Source organism: Pseudomonas sp. AP3_22 TE3818 (assembly GCF_053628995.1).
The window spans coordinates 3,683,095-3,703,921 of record NZ_JBRJHL010000001.1; the positions used below are offsets into that span (position 1 = coordinate 3,683,095).

General features: G+C 58.7%; 12 protein-coding genes and 2 pseudogenes. 8 read left to right on the forward strand and 6 right to left on the reverse strand.

Going from position 1 to position 20,827, the window contains the following annotated elements; genetic code table 11:
* Positions 1 to 134: 134 nt before the first annotated feature.
* From AB7M25_RS16625 to AB7M25_RS16635, 3 genes and pseudogenes are all read left to right on the forward strand, one after another.
* Positions 135 to 2,774, forward strand: a complete 2,640-nt coding sequence (locus AB7M25_RS16625) for an RHS repeat domain-containing protein (RefSeq protein ID WP_429382295.1) — start codon at positions 135 to 137, stop codon at positions 2,772 to 2,774.
* 281 nt (positions 2,775 to 3,055) lie between these two features.
* On the forward strand, positions 3,056 to 5,590 hold the full coding sequence (locus AB7M25_RS16630) for an autotransporter family protein (RefSeq protein ID WP_429382293.1): 2,535 nt from the start codon (positions 3,056 to 3,058) through the stop codon (positions 5,588 to 5,590).
* 299 nt (positions 5,591 to 5,889) lie between these two features.
* A pseudogene (locus tag AB7M25_RS16635) lies at positions 5,890 to 6,531 on the forward strand (autotransporter outer membrane beta-barrel domain-containing protein); the annotation flags it as partial.
* Between the two features lie 38 nt (positions 6,532 to 6,569).
* Here the strand turns inward: AB7M25_RS16635 and AB7M25_RS16640 are convergent.
* The gene (locus tag AB7M25_RS16640; protein WP_429561740.1) at positions 6,570 to 7,412 is read right to left on the reverse strand and encodes an IS3 family transposase; all 843 of its coding nucleotides are present in this window, start codon (positions 7,410 to 7,412) and stop codon (positions 6,570 to 6,572) included.
* Positions 7,409 to 7,717, reverse strand: a complete 309-nt coding sequence (locus tag AB7M25_RS16645; protein ID WP_007981026.1) for a transposase — start codon at positions 7,715 to 7,717, stop codon at positions 7,409 to 7,411. The genes AB7M25_RS16640 and AB7M25_RS16645 overlap by 4 nt, the downstream gene beginning before the upstream one ends.
* 68 nt (positions 7,718 to 7,785) lie before the next feature.
* Here AB7M25_RS16645 and AB7M25_RS16650 point away from each other — a divergent pair.
* Together AB7M25_RS16650 and AB7M25_RS16655 are read left to right on the forward strand one after the other, a co-directional pair.
* Positions 7,786 to 8,211, forward strand: a pseudogene (locus AB7M25_RS16650) (autotransporter outer membrane beta-barrel domain-containing protein); the annotation flags it as partial.
* 81 nt (positions 8,212 to 8,292) lie between these two features.
* On the forward strand, positions 8,293 to 11,148 hold the full coding sequence (locus AB7M25_RS16655) for an RHS repeat-associated core domain-containing protein (RefSeq protein ID WP_454237665.1): 2,856 nt from the start codon (positions 8,293 to 8,295) through the stop codon (positions 11,146 to 11,148).
* Positions 11,149 to 11,283: 135 nt separating this feature from the next.
* On the opposite strand, the gene glgB is transcribed toward AB7M25_RS16655, so the two are convergent.
* The 3 genes from glgB to AB7M25_RS16670 form a co-directional block, all read right to left on the reverse strand.
* Positions 11,284 to 13,515 (reverse strand): 1,4-alpha-glucan branching protein GlgB, encoded by a 2,232-nt coding sequence (glgB, locus tag AB7M25_RS16660; RefSeq protein WP_429560808.1) that lies wholly within the window; start codon positions 13,513 to 13,515, stop codon positions 11,284 to 11,286.
* 2 nt (positions 13,516 to 13,517) lie between these two features.
* Positions 13,518 to 16,859 (reverse strand): maltose alpha-D-glucosyltransferase, encoded by a 3,342-nt coding sequence (gene treS / locus AB7M25_RS16665; protein WP_454237666.1) that lies wholly within the window; start codon positions 16,857 to 16,859, stop codon positions 13,518 to 13,520.
* A gap of 199 nt (positions 16,860 to 17,058) precedes the next feature.
* Complete coding sequence (locus AB7M25_RS16670; RefSeq protein ID WP_429560810.1) at positions 17,059 to 19,056, reverse strand: alpha-1,4-glucan--maltose-1-phosphate maltosyltransferase; 1,998 nt, start codon at positions 19,054 to 19,056, stop codon at positions 17,059 to 17,061.
* A gap of 203 nt (positions 19,057 to 19,259) precedes the next feature.
* On the opposite strand from AB7M25_RS16670, the gene AB7M25_RS16675 reads away from it, so the two are divergent.
* Together AB7M25_RS16675 and AB7M25_RS16680 are read left to right on the forward strand one after the other, a co-directional pair.
* A complete protein-coding gene (locus AB7M25_RS16675; RefSeq protein ID WP_429382281.1) occupies positions 19,260 to 19,427 on the forward strand; it encodes a hypothetical protein in 168 nt (55 codons plus the stop codon).
* 246 nt (positions 19,428 to 19,673) lie between these two features.
* On the forward strand, positions 19,674 to 19,910 hold the full coding sequence (locus tag AB7M25_RS16680) for a hypothetical protein (protein WP_429382279.1): 237 nt from the start codon (positions 19,674 to 19,676) through the stop codon (positions 19,908 to 19,910).
* 6 nt (positions 19,911 to 19,916) lie between these two features.
* Here AB7M25_RS16680 and AB7M25_RS16685 read toward each other — a convergent pair whose 3' ends face one another.
* Positions 19,917 to 20,417: an MgtC/SapB family protein gene (locus tag AB7M25_RS16685; protein WP_429382277.1), complete on the reverse strand. Its 501-nt coding sequence runs from the start codon at positions 20,415 to 20,417 to the stop codon at positions 19,917 to 19,919.
* Between the two features lie 120 nt (positions 20,418 to 20,537).
* Here AB7M25_RS16685 and AB7M25_RS16690 point away from each other — a divergent pair, with 120 nt between their 5' ends.
* Positions 20,538 to 20,771, forward strand: coding sequence for a DUF3203 family protein (locus AB7M25_RS16690; RefSeq protein ID WP_218474169.1), 234 nt, complete (start codon positions 20,538 to 20,540; stop codon positions 20,769 to 20,771).
* Positions 20,772 to 20,827 lie beyond the last annotated feature (56 nt).

Consider the following 20,827-nt stretch of genomic DNA (forward strand, 5'->3'; position numbering starts at 1 on the left):
TTACAGTATCGCGCTCCCTGTTTGACAGGCATGCTGGATTCCGGGCATTGGGCAGGTAGCGAAGTACCGCGATGACTTACCGGGCGCTTCACCACAGGGATACGCCAACATTGACGGTCACGGACGCGCGTGGCTTGACCGTACGTGAAGTAGCGTACTGCCGACAGCAGGTGGATCAGCCCCTTGACACCCGGATCACCCGTCAAGTATTCGACACTGCCGCACGACTGGTGGCGCAGTGGGATCCGCGCCTTTGGGGCAACGCTCCTGCACCCAACCTCGCGACGATCTTCAGCCTTTCGGACCAGACGCTATTGAGTGACAGTGTCGATGCCGGTTGGCAGTTGAGTTTACCGAATGACGCCCAATCCATTCTGTGTCGTTGGGACAGTCGTGGCACTTGCCATCAATCAGAATTCGATCGACTTCAGCGTCCGGTTGCCATCCGTGAAGGGTTGGCCGGTGAGCCACCTCGAGTCATCGAGCGATTCACCTACGGTATGGCTAGCCGTGAATGGGCGGCACACAACCAATGCGGTCGACGGGTACGTCACGATGATGGTGCCGGCAGTCAGCATTTGAACGAGTATGCCGTTCACGGCGAAATACGGATGGAAACCAGGCAGTTTCTCGGCAGCCTTGATACGCCGGACTGGCCGCTCGACATTCAACTGCGCGAGGCATTGCTGGAAGTTGGCGAGTCTTTTGTTTCCACTCGGAGCTACACCGCCGCCGGCGATCCACAAAGCCTGACCGATGCCAAAGGCAACCAGCGGAAATTTACTTATTCGGTAGCCGGCCAGCTCAAGGAAACCCGGTTGCAGCTAGCAAGTACCGGACAAGAACCTCGCCTATTGGTCAGCGACATTCATTACAACGCCGCCGGACAGATAGACAGTGAAACGGCTGGCAATGGTGTACTTACCCGAATTTGGTATGCCGTCGAAGATGGCCGTCCGATGCAACGGGTGAGCGCCGTGCCCGGTAGCCCTCCACTCCAGGACCTGCACTACCGCTACGATCCGGTCGGCAACATCCTTCATTTGGAAGACAAGGCACAGCCCGTGGTTTTTTTCAAAAACCAGCGGGTCGAGCCGATCAACCGTTATCGTTACGACAGCCTTTACCAACTGGTCGAAGCCAGTGGCAGACAAGTGATGCCCGCCACTTACGGTCCCGCACTTCCGGCAATGCTGCCCACTCCGCTGGACCCGAATCAACTGACCCATTACACACAAACCTTCGACTACGATGCCGCCGGCAACCTGTTCACTCGCCACCACTCCGGTGCACCGACCTTCAGCATGAAAACCTCGCGCACCAGCAACCGCAGCCTTGCGCTGCAAGCGGACGGAGAACGACTCGACGAGGAGGACATCGTCAATGGGTTCGACCCCTGCGGCAATCAACGACAACTGCAACGTGGCCAGTTCATCCAGTGGGACGGTCGTCAACAGTTGAGTGAGGTCACCATGGTCAAGCGCGAGGACGGACCTGATGACCATGAGCGCTACATTTATGGCCCTCGCGGCCAACGCCTGCGTAAGGCGCGCATCACCTACACAGGCCGTCGCACCTTACTTGCCGACACACGCTATTTGCCGGGGCTGGAAATTCACCTCGACGCCACACGCGGTGAAGAACGACATGTCATTACAGCTGATGCGGGACATAGCCAGATCCGGATGATGCATTGGGCAGAACATCCGCCAAAGGACGTAATGAATGATCAACTGCGGTTCAGCCTCGGTGACCTGCTCGGCTCCTGCACATTGGAGCTGGATGAAAATGCCAGGCTGTTGAATCAGGAAGGTTTTTACCCGTTTGGTGGAACAGCATGGTGGGCTGGCAGCAGTGCATTGGAGGCGAAATACAAGGTACGTCGTTATTCAGGCAAGGAACGGGATGCCACCGGGCTTTATTACTATGGCCATCGATATTACGCACCGTGGTTGCAACGGTGGATGAGTCCGGATCCGGCGGGGAATGTGGATGGGTTGAATCGATATTTGATGGTGAAAAATAATCCCGTGGCTTTTTTTGATGAAAATGGCCTTGGGCGCACATCAACAACAAATCCGCATCGACCATTAACGTCAGGCCGACAAAACGCAGAACCAAACATCTCCTATTACGACCAGCACTTAGAAGAACGCTTTGACTCAGATAGCGAAGCAGTAAAAAATCACATGAATTTCATCGAAAAAAATTTTACCCATCAAATAATATTGAAATACGGCATAAACTCGTCGTTTATTTCTGATAACTTTCACAACATATTCCAACGAGATCACTGGCAATTCATGCACAACTTTCGGAACCCTAAAACAACGGATTACTACGCAAATGAAATGACAAGATTTCAGTACACAAAAATAGCTCGAGAACAAAACTTCTTTGGTCACCTTCCCTCCCGCATTACCAGAAGCAACGTCATCAATAAGGAAACACTAAAAGCAACTAAACGCCTTAAAAGCGGAAGTAACGAAATGCTTCAAACCTTTATGAAAAAGACACCAAATGGAAAATCCACCCAAAGAATACTGAGTGACTTCGGTTTGATGGCTACCAAGGTTGAAAAATTTTCCTCTGAAAACAAAGTCAGCTTTCTAATACATGTGCAGCCTGCTCCCGTAGTTTCCACCGAAAGAAATCCGGGCAATTTGGGAGAGGCTGCTGCCAACGACGCTGCTTTCGAGTCGCCCAGAAGTCCCCTGCCAACGCAACGACGGAGAACCGGGATACTAGCGTCTATTCAAAAACTTTTTCGATGACACCTGAAATCTTGCTCACAGAGTAATCCGAAAATTGACCATGGAGAAAGCCACCTTAAATTGTCAACTGTCATTTATGACAGTAGCGACATTCAAAAGCTGCTGTTACCGTTTAACTTGACCTCTGCAGCCTAGCGCTCACTCGTTTCACAGTTATCGGCGCGGCCCCAAGGTCAGTTGCCTTTCGATGCAGTCTCGCAACTCACGCTACAGGTGCGTCCAATGCGTCACCGTTAATCGCGAGCGGCATAAAGCTGCCAATCCAAACGCGGGAGATTTGTATGAAGTTTTCCGACCTGCTCAATAACCGTCACAGCACCTGTGCCATTTCAATTTTCTTATGCATGGGCTGGCCCTTACCCGCCTTCGCTGCCTGCACACTCGCCCCTACCGCCGGCAACGACAACTTCCTCTGCGACAGCGGCACCAGCGGACCGTTGACCGACTTGTCCGGCAATAACACCCTGACCTTCCCCGCCAATGGCACCGGCAGGATCAACGGCAACGTGACCTTCGGTGCCGGCGCCGACGCTGTGAACATAGCCTCGGGCACTGTGGTCGGAGCGATCAGCCAGGGTAGCGGCATCGATGACTTCATCATGTCCGATGGGGGCCTTCAGTCCCTGGCCCAAGGCGACGGCCGCGATACCTTCCTGATGATCGGCGGCACCATCGTCGGCGCCTTCGAAGATGGCGACGTGGCCAGGATGACCGGCGGTACCATCGGCCGCGTCGACATGAAACTCGATAACAATATCTTCGATATGTCCGGTGGGCAGATCCTCGGCAACCTGGTGACCGGTTTGGGTACCGATAAGATCATCTTCTCCGGGGGGCGTATCGGCGGCAACATCAGTGTCAGCAACGGCAATGACAGCATCACGATCACCGGCGGAGAAATCGTCGGCGAGATTCGCGCCGGCAACGGCGATGACACGCTGGTGTGGGATGGCGGCGGGATCATCCGCTCGCAAGTCCTGCTGGGGGCAGACAATGATCGCGTCACTTTGCGCAATCTGACCGAAAGCACCCTCGCCCCGACCCCGATCATCAATGGTGGCAATGGCAATGACCTGCTGACCTTCGATCACACCACTTCATCGGGCGCTGCCCGGTATATCAACTGGGAAACCGTCAACCTGGGCAACGGTTCGCGCTTCGATGTGGATGGCAACTTTCAACTGGGGGACGACACCAGCGGTACGGGCGTGTTCAACGTCGATGGCAGCAGTATGCTGACGTCAATCCGGGGCAGCATCACGTCTTTGACCGCGGGCCGGCTCGCCACCTTGAACAACAGCGGGGTCATCGACCTTGCCAGCGGTAACTCGCGTACTAACGACACCCTGACGGTTGAAGGCAATTACGTGGGTAACGGCGGTCAGTTGCTCTTGCAAAGCACAGTGGGCGATGACAGCTCCCCCAGCGACAGGCTGGTGGTCAACAATGGAACGCTGACCGGCAGCACCCTGATCGGCGTCACCAACGTTGGCGGCGCGGGTGCCCTGACCCGGCAAAACGGTATCCAGCTGGTACAGGCCCAAGGCACGGCGGTCAGCGACAACACCGCGTTCGCCCTCAAAGCCCCGGTGTCGGTGGGTGCCTTCGATTACCGCCTGTTCAAAGGCGGCATCACACCGGGCAGCGAAAACAGTTGGTATTTGCGCTCCTCGGTGGTGGCGCCGCCCGTGGTTGCCGTTGCCAACCCGGATCCCGCCTTGCCGCCGACGCTGGAACCCATCGTGGCAGTGCCGGTCGCCGCGCCTGTGGTCGTGGCTACCGGGGTTCAAGGCGCTGGAGGCGTCGTGACGCTCAAAGCTGCAGTGCTACCGGCCGCCGTACCCGGCGCAGCACCGATCCCCCTGTATCGCGAGGCAGTGCCTGCCTGGTCGGTGGTGCCGCCGGCTGCAGCACAATTGACCCTGACAGCACTGGGTACCTTTCATGACCGTCAAGGCGATCAGCGTCTGCTGACGGAAACCGGGGCCCTGGGTGCAGGTTGGGGGCGGGTTTACGGCAAGAACCTTGAGCAGACCTGGGCCGGCACCGTCACACCAAGACTGGACGGCTCGCTCAATGGCTTCCAGGTCGGCAATGACCTGTTCAGTTCGCAACTGGCGGGTGGGCAAACCCAGCGCAGCGGCTTCTTCATCGGCCACAGTCGCCTGCAAGGTGATGTCGACGGTTTCAATCAGGGCTTCGAAGGCAAGCGCTCCGGCAACGTCGAGCTGAAAGGCGACAGCCTTGGCGTGTACTGGACCCTCACCGATCCCGCCGGCGCCTATTTCGATGCCGTGGCCATGTACACCTGGCTCAATGGCGACAACCGTTCCGAAAGTGGCCTGAAGATCGACAACGACGGCCACGTAACGACGTTATCGGCAGAAGTCGGCTACCCGATCACCGTGGCTGGCAACTGGGTGGTCGAACCTCAGGCTCAGGCGATATATCAGAAGGTCAAACTCGACAGCCAGGACGACGGCATTTCCCATGTCTCGTTCGATTCCGACAGCGCCTGGACCGGCCGTGTCGGCGCACGTATCAAGGGTCGCTACGAAGTCAGTGGACGGCCGCTGGAGCCCTATCTGCGGGCCAATATCTGGCACACCTTTACCGGTACCGATACGGTCACCTTTGATCATGTCGACCAGATCGAAACCCAACAACGAGCCACGTCCGCCGACCTCGGCATCGGCATGGTGCTGAGCGTTGCCGCCTCGGTCAGCGTGTACGCCGGACTGGACTACACCAGCAATATCGACAGCAACCAACAACGGGGGACATTCGGTAACGTGGGGATTCGGGTGCAGTGGTGAGGAGTTGAAACCGCTCTACCCCATGGCCTTTTTTCACGTTTCTTTGAAAAAACAACAACTTACAGAAAACCCATAAATCTATTGCTTGACCGTTACCACTTATCGATCATCTTCTTGACGCGACCGTTTCGGTCTTCTTGACTTCACGTACTACCCCCGGAATCACCATCAGGACCAGCCTCAAGCCCCCCGTAAAAACGGGCAGCCCATAGCGAGCCCTAATCCATTCGGTCGCCCCTCATTCGGGGTAGGAGAGACGCCAGAGCGAGATACCACATGCAACTGCAAGGTAGGCCTCCATGAACATCCCCCTCACCTCGCAAGAAATCAAAGTCACTTTTTGCACCGTATCGAGTTCACTTCTGCTGTGTTCCTCCATTGAATTGCTCGCCGCCACTGCCGAGCAGGAAACAACACCGTGGTATCGCCAGGACATCCCGACACTCGGTCTGCCCGGCCTTGCAGCAACCTGGCCCGGTCAATTCAACGCTCATCCCGATCTGCGCAGTTCCAGCCTGACCACCGAAGACGCCGCGCCCACGGCCTGGGACCAACTCTACGGCCAGCCCTCCCGCCAGGCACAAGCCGATTACCTTTCCCAGGGAATGACCGTTCCCGGCACCCACGAACTCAAAGGCCCGGCGATCCTCACCCTGCAAAGTGCCAGCGGCCATACGCAAAGGGTCGGTCTGGTCGGCGGCACGAGTCAGTACCAGCTCAACAACAAGGGCGCGCCGATCACCCCGGCGATGTCCGACCCCAACCACGACACGCTCAACCTCCGGGGGCAAAGCCTCGGCGCCTATTGGAGCCTGACCGGCCCACAAGGCTGGCACGTTGACCTGACCGCCAGCGGTGGCCGGGTCAACGGATTCAGCCGCAACGAACAAGGGACCCGAAGAGCCACCGAGGGCAGCGCGATGACGCTGTCGGTGGAAGGCTGTTCTGGTCAAGTTTTGCCGGACACCATTTACGGTGATCAAGCCGCCTGCTGCTCCATGGCTATCGGCGACAGGTATTTGTTGTAGCTATGGAGCCTAATTCGGTTGTATCGCATGAAGAAGCTGGTCATATCTCGCCTGGCTTCTTCAATTTCCTTGTAGCCCTTGGTGGGTACCCACTCTGACTTGAGTGTCCCAAAGAATCGCTCCGTTGGAGCGTTGTCCCAGCATTGCCCTCTGCGGCTCATGCTTTGCGTTATCCCGTGCTCAAGCAGCTCGGACTGGAAGCGCTGGCTGGTGTATTGGCAGCCTTGATCTGAATGAAACATCAAGCCCGTATGCTTGCCTCGAACCCCCACCGCCATTCTCAACGCCCTGCTAACCAGGTTGGCGTCATTGATCAGAGAAAACGCCCAACCAACGATCCGGCGGGCGAACAGATCAATCACGACTGCCAGGTGGTACCAGCGCTTTGCGACCAACAAGCTGGTAACGTCGCCGCACCAGACCTGGTTTATTGAGGTCGGCTCGAAGTTGCGCTCGAGCAGGTTCTTGACCACAAAAGCTTCGACGCCTCTGGAGCGATACTGATGCCTGCGGCGCTGTCGGCTGGCCAGATTTGCCTCCTCCATGAGTTTTCCGGCCAGATACCGTCCTACCTTGAGCTGCTGGGCCTTCAAATGCTCAGAGAGCATTCTCGCGCCTACGCTTCCCCGGCTTTCAATATGCAATTGCACGACTTTGGCTCTGAGCACGTCACGCTTGGTATTCGGCGCTGAACGGCGGCGAAGCCAGTCGTAAAACGCGCTACGGGATACGTTCAGCGCACTGCAAAGCAGGCTAGTCGGATACGAGCCTGACTCCCTCAGCTCCTCGATCAGGAAAAACGATCGGGATCCGACATCAAGAGAGCCGTAGCCTTTTTTAAGATTTCAGCCTCGGTCTCCAGACGCTTGACCTTGGCTCGCAGCTGTTGGAGCTCTCGCTGTTCGTCGCTGATGGCCTTGGTACCGGCTAGTGGCTGGCCTTTCTGACGCTCTTTGCGAACCTGATCAACCCAGCGGCGCAGAGCCGTAGGGCCGACATCCATCGACGCACAGACATCAGTAATTGAGCAGTTGTCATCAAGAACCATGCTCGCAGCACGTTGCTTGAACTCGCGGGTGTAGGTCTTTCGTTCTTGCATGGAACCTCCTGATTGGACGAATCATATCGCCCTTAAGAGGTGTCCGGGATCATTAGGCCAGTTCAAGCGGCTTCCCTATCGGTCTGGGTGAAAACTGGGTGATTGAACCCCAGGCGCAATTGATCAATCAGCGCATCACCCTGGACACCCCGTATGCCGGCTCGGGCAACGCGTCTTCCTCCGACCTGACTTCGTGGAGCGGCCGGGTCGGTGCGCACTTGAAAGGCAGTTACGACATCAGCGGGATGCCGGTCGAACCCTACGTGCGGACCAACTTGTGGCACACCGTGTACACCGGCAATACCGTGACCCTCGATCAGGTCGACAAGATCAGCAGCAGCCGCAAGTCCTCGACCGTCGAACTGGGCCTGGGTCTGGTCGCCAGGGTCACCCCGACCGTGAGCCTGTACGTCAGCGCCGACTACAGCAGCGACGTGGACGACAATGATTTGAATGGGTTGATTGGCAGCCTGGGTGTACGAATGCGTTGGTAAAACTGGTATTTCTTACAGTATCCGCAGGGTTGAGGGTGATGCATTGTAATGGGCAAGTCACCCTGATCGAGGCCGGCACGGATGTCTGTGGACCATGCGCATCACGGTACGCCCACCCTTGCGGTTTCTGACGCGCGCGGGCTGACGGTCAGGGCCATTCAATACCATCGGCGGCAAGTGGTCGATCCGGTTGACGTGTGCGTCACGCATCAACGCTTCGATGCCGCCGGGCGACCGGTGGCCAGCCGTGATCCGTACCTGTTTGCCTTGGCGCAGAACGATGCGTCGGTCCCGGCGAACCTCAGCCAAGTGTTCACCCTCTCCGGCGTGCCGTTGGCGAGTGACAACGTCGACGCCGGGTGGCGGGTCGCGTTGCAGGGTGCTGCCGGGCAAATTTTTGAGCGCTGGGACGGTCGTGGTAGTCGCACGCTGACTGAGTTCGATGCACTGTTGCGCCCCGTGGCTGTGCGAGAACGTGGTGGTGATAGCGCTGAACACGTGATTGAACGCTTTACCTATGCAGGGGTTGATGCTGACACAGCCGTGCACAACCTCTGCGGCCAACTGATTCGCCATGACGATCCGGCTGGCACGCTGCATCTGAAGGAGTTGGGGCTCGGCGGCGCGGTGCTGCAACAGATTCGGCACTTCTTGCGCGATGCCAACACACCGGATTGGCCTGCGAACGAAGCCGCCCGCGACGCCTTGCTGGAAACCGGCGATGGCGCCACCACGTCCCATGTCTACTCGCCAGGCGCTGAACCACTCCAGCAAACGGATGCGTTGGGTAACCGTCAGCGCTTTGCCTACACCGTCGCCGGCGAATTGAAAGACACCCGGTTGACCTTGGTCGGTGAGGACGAGATCACGCTGGTCAGCGATCTCCATTACAACGCCTTCGGCCAGATCGAGGCGGAAACCGCCGGCAACCGCGTCATCACCCGCCATCGCTACGACCTCGCGGACGGACGCCTCATTGGCTTGAGCGCGCACAAAGCCGATGGCACCCCCCTTCAAGACTTGCGCTACCGCTACGACGCCACCGGCAACGTGCTAAGCCTCGAAGACGCCGCCCAACCGATCCGCTACTTCAACAACCAGCGCATCGAACCGCTTAAGACCTACCGCTACGACACTCTCGATCAACTGATCGAAGCCAGCGGCTGGGAAGCCAAAACCGGCCATGGCGGCCCCGCCCTGCCCGACCTGCAACCCCTGCCCCCCGACCCCAGCCAAGTCGCCAACTACACCCAGACCTACCACTACGACGCCGGCGGCAACCTGCTGAACCTGGTACACGTCGGCGCCCAGGCCCACGGCCGCCTTTTGACTCGCGCCCAATACAGCAACCGCTGCCTGCCCGAACGCAACGGCCGGCCACCGACTGAAGCGGAGCTGGCCGCCGGGTTCGATGCCAATGGCAACCTGCGTGAACTGCAGGTCGGCCAGAAGCTGGAGTGGGACTTGCGCAATCAACTCACCGTCGTGCGCCCGGTGGTGCGCGAGGAGGCAGAGGACGACTACGAACGCTATATCTACGACGGCGGCGGCCAACGCGTGCGCAAGCTCCGGGCGAGCCAGACCAATGCCCGTACGTTGGTCAGTGAAGTGCGCTACCTGCCCGGCGTGGAGATCCGTAGTCACGGTGGCACCGGGGAAGTCCTTCATGTGATCACTGCCAGCGCGGGCAGCAACAGCGTGCAGGTGCTGCATTGGGTCGCTGGACAGCCCAAGGACATCGCCAACAATCAAGCGCGCTACAGCCTCAACGACCACTTGCAGTCCAGCGCCCTGGAACTGGACCAGAATGCCGACCTGATCAGCCAGGAATGGTATTACCCCTTTGGTGGCACGGCGTGTTTCGCGGCCCGCTCGGCCACAGAAGCCAAGTACAAGACGGTGCGTTATTCAGGCAAGGAGCGGGACGCAACGGGGCTTTATTACTATGGGTTCCGCTATTACGCGCCGTGGTTGCAGCGGTGGACTAATCCGGATCCGGCGGGATATGTGGATGGGATGAATTTGTATGCGATGGTGAGCAACAGCCCCATCAATCTTGGAGATCTGGAAGGGCATGCAGGGGTAGAACTAACAACTGCTGATATTAGCCGTATAACAAACACCATCAAACGTGACATGGGCAACCTTTCTCAAGAGGATGTCCTTGATGTTGTTAATCAGTACTTGAAGGGAAAAGGTGCTGACCCAAAACAGTATGCTGGTACGATCATGTCAGGGCTGGGCTTTGTAGCAACCGCTACAACCGAAGCGCCACAGACAAGCAAAGTGGTAGTCACCCCATCCAAAAAAAACATCCCCACCCCAAAAAATAAATACGACATAAAAACATTTATCGCGCTATACACAACAACCCATGGATCAGACACGATCAATAATGCAATGAGAAAAGGATCAAAAATAAAAATAGATGAAACAACCGTAATACGCGAAATACGGGATCGACATGACAAGCTATTTGAAGGACGCAGCGGGATAGCATTAAAAAAACACATCAAAATAGCGGCTAGCGTCTTCGGTTTAGACGATGCCAAAAGTGTAAGCCACCAAATATATCATCAAGAAAATACAAAACTTCGAACTTATTTTCGAGGAGGCAGATTAACCGACGCGGCATTGAATGCTTACGAAGCAGCCAAAGAAAGTGGCACCGTACTTCATTCCATGAGTTTTCTCTCAGTATCCCTCGATCAATCAGTTGCCGAAGAATTCAGATCCAACTTAGAAGGTGGCATCTTTAAAATAAAAGGTTTTAGCGCCGCAAATATGAACGGCGCAACTTCTGCATCGGCAGTAAAAGGATCTGTATTTACACCACACGCAGACTTTGATGTTATAGAAGTTGATAAGGCAAACCGAATTATCCATCTTCACGAAAAACGGGGGTATACAGGTCCCAGAAGTCCGTTGCCGCATTAAGGATTCAGGAAAACAAAGGTGAATACCAGCCGAGTTTGAGGTTGCAGGATTTCCCTGCAAAATGGAGTCTCCCACAGGATCACAAGGAACCTGTGGGAGCGAGCCTGCTCGCGAAGGCAGCGATGCGGTCCCGGATCACCCCTCCGGCCGCAACATCAACACCGCCAACGGCGGCAAATTCAGCACCAGCGACAACGCCTGCCCATGGCTCGGCGTTTCCTCTGCAACCGCCCCGCCACTGTTGCCATAATTGGAACCCGCATAAATCGACGAATCGCTGTTGAGCACCTCGTTCCACTGCCCCGCAAACGGCACGCCAACGCGATAAGCCTCACGCGGCACCGGTGTGAAGTTCGCCACCACCAGCACAGGCCGGCCGTCCTTGCTCCAGCGCAGCCACGCATAAACGCTGTTGATCGCGTCATCGCCGATCAGCCATTGGAACCCCTGCGGTACGTCATCCTGGTCGTGCAGCGCCGGTTCTTCGCGGTACAGGCGATTGAGGTCGCCGACCAGTTTCTGTACGCCCTTGTGCTCGGAGTACTGCAGCAAGTACCAGTCCAGTTGCTGGTCGTGGTTCCACTCGCGCCATTGGCCGAATTCACAGCCCATGAACAGCAACTTCTTGCCCGGATGCGCCCACATGAAACTCAGGTAGGCCCGCAGGTTGGCGAATTTCTGCCAGCGGTCGCCGGGCATTTTGTCGATCAGCGAGTGTTTGCCGTGTACCACTTCGTCGTGGGAGATCGGCAGGATGAAGCGCTCGGACCAGGCGTACACCAGGCCGAAACTCAGCTCGTTGTGGTGATGGGCGCGGTACACCGGGTCCTGCTGGATGTAATGCAGCGAATCGTGCATCCAGCCCATGTTCCATTTGTACGCAAAGCCCAGGCCACCCTGTTGCGTGCCCTGGCTGACGCCCGGCCAGGCGGTGGATTCCTCGGCGATCACCAGCGCACCGGGTGCTTCCAGGGCGACCACATCGTTGAGGTGGCGCAGGAAGTCGATGGCTTCCAGGTTCTCCCGCCCGCCGTGGCGGTTCGGCACCCATTCGCCGGCCTTGCGCGAGTAGTCGCGGTACAGCATCGAGGCCACCGCATCGACCCGCAGGCCATCGACGTGGAAATGCTTGAGCCAGTGCAGCGCCGACGCCAGCATGTAGCCGTGCACTTCGGTGCGCCCCAGGTTGTAGATCAGCGTGTCCCAGTCCTGGTGAAAGCCTTCTTGCGGGTTGCCGTACTCGTACAGGGCTGTGCCGTCGAACTGGGCCAGGCCGTGGGTATCGGTGGGGAAATGCGCCGGCACCCAATCGAGGATCACCCCGATGCCCGCCTGGTGGCAGGCGTTGACGAACGCGGCGAACTGGTCCGGCGTGCCATATCGCGCACTCGGCGCGAATTGCGACAGTAGTTGATAGCCCCATGATCCACCGAACGGATGCTCCATGATCGGCATCAGTTCGATGTGGGTGAAGCCCAGGTCTTTGACATAGGGTATCAGTCGTTCGGTCAGTTCCGGCCAGGTGTACTGGCGGGCCACTTCACCCAGGTCGTCCAGCTCGCATTGCCACGAACCGGCGTGCAATTCGTAGATCGACAAGGGCGCCGTCACCCGCTGGTGGTCGCCACGGGCGATCATCCAGTCCTGATCCTGCCAGTCGACTTTCAAAGGTGAAGCGACTTTCGAGGCGGTGTCCGGTGGCAAGCTGGTGGCCAACGCCATCGGGTCGGCCTTCAACGGCAAGATGCCGTGGGCACCGAGGATTTCGTACTTGTAAGCCTCCCCCGCCTGCAGGCGTGGGATGAACAACTCCCAGACCCCGGTAGGATGCCGCAGGCGCATCGGATGGCGGCGCCCGTCCCAGACGTTGAAATCACCCACCACCGACACCCGCCGCGCATTCGGCGCCCACACCGCGAAGCGCACACCGTCGATGCCGTCCACGGTTTTGAGCTGGGCACCGAGGCACGCACTGAGGTCGCGGTGATTACCTTCGGCAAACAGGTACAAATCCATGTCGCCCAGCAACGGGCCGAAGCTGTAAGGGTCTTCGGCCGTCTGCTCGCCGCCGGCCCAGCGGGTGCGCAGCAGATACGCTTGCGGGCGGTCGAAATGCCCGACAAACAACCCCGGCGTCTCTGTGGCTTGAAGATTCCCAAGCGCTTCGCCCGAGTCCCTGGCCAGCACCTCTACACTCAGGGCGCCCGGCAGATAGGCGCGGATGAACTGCCCACCGGCACCATCACCGTGGGGGCCGAGTATGGCAAAGGGATCGATATGCTCGGCACGCACCAAGGCATCGATATCCCGTGCGCCGGGCAGCAGCGCTTCTTTGTGATGACCCTGTTCCTTGTTCGAGACACTCATGACTACTCTCCACCAAGATCGGAAAAGGGTTTAAGCCCACTCAATAATCCATATAAACCGTGCAACGGCACGGGCAACCAGGTGGGGCGATTTTCCGCCTCATAGGCCACTTCATACGCCGCCTTCTCCAGACCGAACAACGCCAGCGCAGCGTCCTCGCCTTCCGGATCTTGCCATGCATGGGCAAGACTAGCTGCCGCCAGCCGATAGGCGTCGACAAATGCTGTTCGCGCTTCACTCAAATAGCGCTCGGTGACCCGCACACGCGCGGCATCGGCCGCCGCCGTGTTATCGACGTTGTGCACGTTGATCGCCATTGCCGCCGCATAGTCGAAGGATCGCAGCACGCCACTGACGTCCTTGTACGGGCTGTGTTTGCCCCGTCGTTCATGCAAGGGCCGCGCCGGTTCCCCCTCGAAGTCGATCAAGTACGCATCGCCCTTGATCACCAGCACCTGGCCCAGATGCAGGTCGCCGTGCACACGAATGCGCAAGCCGCCCGCGGTCTTTTTACCCAACGCTTGCACATGTCCGAGAATGGCTTTTTTGTTGTCCAGTAAACGGCTGACCAGGGTCTGGTCCGCCGGGGCGAGTTGATTTTGATGCTGCTTGAGCAAGTTCAACGCGTGCTCGATTTGCGTTGCGACATCCCTGGCCGAGGCCAGCGCCTCCTTCTGCGTGGTGACCTGCGGCAAGAAGTCCGGGTTGGCGCTCGGCGCTGCCAGCACCTGATGCATTTCCCCCAGGCGCCGTCCCAGCATACCGGCAAAATCTTTCAGTTCGCCGAGCGCGTTGTAGTGTTGCTCCTGCTCGGACATGGCGTCGGCCAGTTCATCGCGCAGCGCCCGTTCGAGATTGTTTTGCGTCCATTCCCAGGCATCGCCCTGATTGTTCAGGTAGCCCTGGGCGATCATCAGCAGGTTGTCTTCACCCGCCCCGTCCCGGCGCACCACGGCCCCCAGCAGTGGCGAGATATTGCTGAACCCGGCGGCGGTCAGACAGGCGCTCATTTCCAGTTCAGGGTGCACGCCGCTGGCGACCTTGCGAATCAGCTTCAACACCATGCTGTTGCCGATCACCACCGAGCTGTTGGACTGTTCCGCCGACAGGTAGCGCACCGGCGAGTCGGCATTGAGGCCGAGTTTTTCCAGTTCGGCGGTGGCCTCGAAGCGAATGTCGCCATCACTGCAGCCCAATACGGTGCCGGCCTGAATCCCTTGCAATACCGCATGCACAAAGGTCTCCAGGCTGAAGGCATCGGTGATCAGGCCGACCTGGCGTCCGCGCCGTACCCGCGACAGCGCCAGTTGCTGCGGCAACGGGGTACCGACCTGATCCTCGGAGATAAAGCCGAACGGCAACTGATAGCGACTGCTTTGGCCACCGCTGGTGACATTGATCTCACTGAACAGCACCGGATGTTGCGCATCGCCGAAGCGCACACCGTAGGCCAGATCGACCTGCTCGATGGCGGCGTCCTTGCCGGCGAACCAGCGACGATTCTGCAGCCAGCTGGGCAGGATGCTCTGCTCAAGGGTGTGGCGTGACGGTGCTTCGAGCAGTTCCTCCATGCGTTTTTTCAGCACCAGCGTGGTGAAGTCCGGCAGGCTCTGTGCGGGCTCCACATGCCAGCTGGGCATCTGGTTTTCCGCAGCGAGGCCGAACCAGTAAAAGCCGTAGGGCGCGAGGGTCAGGAGGAAATTCAACTGGCCGATGGGCGGGAACGCGTTACCCCCGAGCATCTCCACCGGCACCATGCCGACGTAGGCCGACAAATCGAGTTCGGCGGCCTGGGCACTGCGCGACACGTTGGCCACGCACAGGATGACTTCGCGTTTGCCGTCCGCTCCTGTGTATTCACGGGTGTAGGCCAGAATCCGCCGGTTGCTCGGCGACAGCATCTTCAATGTACCGCGCCCGAAGGCCTTGGACTGCTTGCGCACGGCGAGCATGCGCCGGGTCCAGTTCAACAGCGAATGCGGGTCGCCGGCCTGGGTTTCGACATTGACCGACAAGTAGCCGTATTGCGGATCCATGATCGGTGGCAGCACCAGGCTGGCCGGGTCGGCGCGGGAGAAACCGCCGTTGCGGTCGATGGACCATTGCATCGGCGTGCGCACGCCATCGCGGTCGCCGAGGTAGATGTTGTCCCCCATGCCGATCTCGTCGCCGTAGTACAGGGTCGGCGTGCCGGGCATCGACAGCAGCAGGCTGTTGAGCAGTTCGACCCGGCGTCGGTCACGCTCCACCAGCGGCGCCAGACGCCGGCGAATCCCCAGGTTGATCCGCGCGCGACGGTCGGCGGCGTAATAATTCCACAGGTAGTCGCGTTCCTTGTCAGTGACCATCTCCAAGGTCAGCTCATCGTGGTTGCGCAGGAAGATCGCCCATTGGCAGTTGGCGGGGATATCCGGGGTCTGGCGAAGAATGTCGGTGATCGGGAAGCGATCTTCCTGGGCCAGCGCCATGTACATGCGTGGCATCAACGGGAAGTGAAAGGCCATGTGGCATTCGTCGCCGTTCAGGCCTTTCTTGTCGGTGTCGCCGAAGTACAGCTGGGTGTCCTCCGGCCACTGATTGGCCTCCGCCAGCAGCATGCGGTCGGGGTAATTGGCGTCGATTTCGGCGCGAATCTTTTTCAGGACGTCGTGGGTTTCCGGCAGGTTTTCGTTGTTGGTGCCGTCACGCTCGATCAGGTAGGGAATCGCATCCAGGCGCAAGCCGTCGATGCCCATGTCGAGCCAGTAACGCATCACCGACAGCACCGCTTTCATGACTTGCGGATTATCGAAATTCAGGTCCGGCTGGTGGGAGTAGAAACGGTGCCAGAAGTATTGGCCGGCGACCGGGTCCCAGGTCCAGTTGGACTTTTCAGTGTCGAGGAAAATGATGCGGGTGCCGTCGTATTTCTGATCGTCGTCGGACCACACGTAGAAATCCCGCGCCGCCGATCCGGGTTTGGCCTTGCGTGCGCGCTGGAACCAAGGGTGCTGGTCGGAGGTGTGGTTGATGACCAGTTCGGTGATTACCCGTAGGCCGCGTTTGTGAGCCTCGGCAATGAAACGCCTGGCATCGGCCATGGTGCCGTAGTCACTGTGCACGCCGCGGTACTCGGCGATGTCATAACCGTCGTCGCGCCGTGGCGAGGGATAGAAGGGCAATAGCCAGATGGTGTTGACGCCCAGGTCGGCGATGTAGTCGAGCTTGGCGATGAGGCCGGGAAAGTCGCCGATCCCGTCGTTGTTGGAGTCGAAATACGATTTGACGTGTACTTGATAGATCACCGCATCCTTGTACCAGAGCGGGTCCTTGATGAACGTGGCTGCCTTGGGTTTCTTCGCCATGTGAAACTCCTGTTCAATTCAAAGTAACCACCACAGAGCCGGGAAACTTTGGATGGGACGCCTGCCTCCTGTAGGAGCCGGCTTGCCGGCGATAGCGGTGTGTCAGGCGTCATCCATGTAGAATGATGCGCAGCCATCGCCGGCAAGCCGGCTCCTACAGGTCTACGCTGCCCTCTCGCCAGAGATGCCTGTGATGTATTTATGAGGCGGTGATGCGCCAGATCCCGAACGGCTGGTACGCCGGGTCGATCCGCATGAACTGATGCTTGCCATGCCAGGTCCAGCGATGGCCATTCATCAGGTCTTCGCCCTGGGTGCTGGCGTCGTCGGGCAGGTCCATTTCCCACAGCGGCAACTCGAAATTCGCTTCCTGCACGTTGTGCGGATCGAGACTGACCGCCACCAGGATAAAGTTGCTGCCGTCAAAGCTGCGTTTGCCGAAGTAGAGGATGTTGTCGTTCCAGGCGTTGTAGACCTTCAGGCCCAGATGCGTGTGCAGCGCCGGGTTCTGCCGACGGATGCGGTTGAGCTGGGCAATCTCGGCAATGATGTTGCCCGGCGCGTTGAAGTCCCTGGGGCGGATCTCGTACTTCTCGGAGTCGAGGTACTCCTCCTTGCCCGGCACCGGTGCCGACTCGCACAACTCGAAACCCGAATACATGCCCCACAGGCCCGAGCCCATGGTCGCCAGCACGGCGCGAATGAGGAACCCGGGGCGCCCGGATTCATGCAGGAACGCCGGGTTGATGTCCGGGGTATTGACGAAAAAATTCGGCCGGTAGCACTCGCGCCACGGCGATTCGTTAAGCTCAGTGAAGTAAGTCGCCAGTTCGGCCTTGGTGTTGCGCCAGGTGAAATAGGTGTAGCTCTGGGAATAACCGACCTTGCCCAGGCGCGCCATCATTGCCGGAGTAGTAAAGGCCTCGGCCAGGAAGATCACTTCGGGGTACAGCGCCCGTACATCGGCGATCAGCCATTGCCAGAACGGCAACGGCTTGGTGTGCGGGTTATCGACGCGAAAGATCTTCACGCCCTCCTCGACCCAGCCCACCACGATGTCGCGCAGCTCCACCCACAGGCTCGGAATCGCCTCGGGGGCATAGAAGTCGACGTTGACGATGTCCTGGTATTTCTTCGGCGGGTTCTCCGCGTACTTGATCGTGCCGTCAGGTCGCCAGTTGAACCAGCCGGGGTGCTGCTTGAGCCATGGGTGGTCCTGGGAGCACTGGATGGCGAAGTCGAGGGCGATTTCCAGGCCGTGGGCCGCAGCGGCCGAGACCAGTCGGCGGAAGTCTTCGCGAGTCCCCAACTGTTTGTGAATCGCCTCGTGCCCGCCCTCCTCGCTACCGATCGCATAGGGGCTGCCCGGATCATCGGGGCCTGCCGTCAGTGAGTTGTTCGGGCCTTTGCGGTAGCTGCGCCCGATCGGGTGGATCGGCGGGAAATACAGCACGTCGAAGCCCATGTCCTGGATCATCGCCAGCCGCGAATGCACGTCGTTGAAAGTACCGTGGCGTTCCGGACTGTCAGTGATCGAACGCGGGAACAACTCATACCAACTGGCGAACTGCGCCAACTCGCGCTCCACATCCACCGGGTACTCCGGGCTCAGGCTCAGGTAGGCACGATGATCGACGCGGGCCATGAGGTCGGCGCTACGCGGGTGCAAAAACAGTGCGACCTGCTCGGTTTCGAGCAGCCCTGCCAGTTCATGGTGCAATGCCGCCAATTGCTCGCTGAGTTGCCCCTCACTGCGCTCGGCGGCTTGCTGCACCTGAATCCGCCCTTCCTGCAATTCGAGGCTGACGGGCACCGCTGCCACATGCTTCTTTTCCAGTTCGTAGCGAAAACTGGCGAACTGATCGATCCAGGCTTCGATACAGAACAGATAACGGCCCTGACTGTTCACCCGGAACTGCCCCTGCCAGCCGTTGTTGCCCAGATCCTGCATGACCGCGCTTTGCCAGACGTCCTCGTCTTCGGCCCGCCAGCGCACGCGAACCGCCAGCTTGTCATGCCCGTCGGCAAACACCTTCGCCGTCACCACCACATCCTGGCCCACCACCGCCTTGACCGCGAACTGCCCGCCTTCAAGGGTCGGCATGATGTTTTCTATGACAATGCGCGGCAGCAACAGCGCCTGCGACAGCGGCATGTGCGGGTTGTAGCTCAACTCAGTCGGTTTTTCAGCCGTCATCGAGCCTCTCTCCTTACGCCCCATGGACGCGCTTGTGTCGGGTCGCCATCCCGTTGGGCAATCCGCCCCGGAACGTACTCACTTAGGTTCCGAGCGACAGCCGCCGGGAAAAGTTCATCACCAATTTGCGGAATCAAATCGTTCGCACAGCAGTCAACCTACTAAAGCACGACTCACGCCATGTGCCACCGGAGGCCTCAACAATGAACAATCCATTCCCGGCTGAAACCCCCGATCCAAACATCGACAACCCGGTGATCCCCCCCAGCGAACCACAACCGGTGCCCGAACAGGACCCGCCCGGCACGACCCCGCAGCCAAGGGAAGAACCGCCAGCGACGATGCCGCCGGTGATTGTGAATCCTGAATGAAGACAGTTGATCGTTCCTGCCTCGACACCAGGAACGATCATCAAAAATGAATGACGTTTCCCAAGTACCTGTAGTACCGATCCTAAAGCGCCCATTCTGCCCGTCCGACACTTTACGAAACTTACACCCCGCGCCTTATATAGCCATCACTTCTTCAGCCTTGAGTGTGGTTAGCCATGAAAACGTTTTTTTCCAGCGTCAGCGAATTCGCAAACAGCGCTAGCGCACAGCACCACGCGCTACACCGTGAACGACCCACCGACGGCTGGACATCTCTTGAAAATATTCAACTACCAATTTCTTTGCTTCGAAGCCGAACGCAATCCCTCTGAACAATCAACCAAAAGCTCAATCATCAGGGAACTGGAGAAACATCTGCTGCACAGTGATATGGACTACAGCCAGCACGAACTCTCGGAAACGCAGAGCAACGAGCAGGAGTCAGGCTGTGAAGCGACTTGTGCAGACAGGGTGAATTCCTGACAGCTCCTAGGGTGGATGATCCTTGTCAATCAGCTTCACAATCCTCGGCATCACACTGAACACCCCCAGCGCCAACAGCGTGCTGAGCACTGCCGTAGCCTCCCGGCCCAGTCCGGTGGCGACGCCGATGGCGGCGGTCATCCACAGGCCGGCGGCGGTGGTCAGGCCCTTGACGTCGCTTTCGTCGCCTTCGTGGTTTTTCAGGATGGTGCCGGCCCCGAGAAAGCCGATCCCGGCAATCACGCCCTGCACGACCCGACTCATGGCATCGGCCTGAGACCCGGACATCTGCGGCACCAGCACGAACAGCGCCGCCCCCATCGCCACCAGCATGTGGGTGCGCACGCCAGCGGCCTTGCCCTGGTGCTCGCGTTCGAACCCGAGAATCCCGCCCAGTACGGCGGCCATCAACAGACGCACGGTCATCCGCGTCAATTGCGAGGCATCGGTGATGTCGGCGAACTCGGCTTGCAGGGTCACCCAGACTTCGTGCCACCAGGCGTTCATGGTGTTGTCCTTGTGAGGAGCCATGGAGAGTGGACCGCAGCGACCATTAATCGGTTGCACAGAACGATGACCGGCGGTGGCGGCCTGAAACTTCAGATACCCCTGAAAAAGGATTCCGCCATGACCGTGCGCATCGAGAACCAGACCTGCTTTTTCACCACTGAAAATGGCGAAGAAATTCGTCTGTGTCCTGACGTGACCATCGTCACCGATGGTCGCAAAGCCATGTCGGCGGTGGACATCGAAGGCCAGCGCATCTACATCACCGAAGCGGAAGCCGACGCCTTGACCGTCGCAGGCGCGGTGGATGGACGCCGGCACCTGAAAGCCACCGACAGTGATTCGGTGATTTGACTGACGTTGATCAACACCCGCCGCAGCTGTTTTGCCTAGGCGTTTGCACCTTTGTG

What these genes read in the sequence shown, in the direction of transcription:
- AB7M25_RS16630 (WP_429382293.1), top strand. Translation starts at nt 3,056, where the DNA reads ATGAAGTTTTCCGACCTGCTCAATAACCGTCACAGCACCTGTGCCATT.
- AB7M25_RS16645 (WP_007981026.1), bottom strand. Translation starts at nt 7,717, where the DNA reads ATGCAAGAACGAAAGACCTACACCCGCGAGTTCAAGCAACGTGCTGCG.
- AB7M25_RS16655 (WP_454237665.1), top strand. Translation starts at nt 8,293, where the DNA reads ATGTCTGTGGACCATGCGCATCACGGTACGCCCACCCTTGCGGTTTCT.
- glgB (WP_429560808.1), bottom strand. Translation starts at nt 13,515, where the DNA reads ATGAGTGTCTCGAACAAGGAACAGGGTCATCACAAAGAAGCGCTGCTG.
- treS (WP_454237666.1), bottom strand. Translation starts at nt 16,859, where the DNA reads ATGGCGAAGAAACCCAAGGCAGCCACGTTCATCAAGGACCCGCTCTGG.
- AB7M25_RS16670 (WP_429560810.1), bottom strand. Translation starts at nt 19,056, where the DNA reads ATGACGGCTGAAAAACCGACTGAGTTGAGCTACAACCCGCACATGCCG.
- AB7M25_RS16675 (WP_429382281.1), top strand. Translation starts at nt 19,260, where the DNA reads ATGAACAATCCATTCCCGGCTGAAACCCCCGATCCAAACATCGACAAC.
- AB7M25_RS16685 (WP_429382277.1), bottom strand. Translation starts at nt 20,417, where the DNA reads ATGAACGCCTGGTGGCACGAAGTCTGGGTGACCCTGCAAGCCGAGTTC.
- AB7M25_RS16690 (WP_218474169.1), top strand. Translation starts at nt 20,538, where the DNA reads ATGACCGTGCGCATCGAGAACCAGACCTGCTTTTTCACCACTGAAAAT.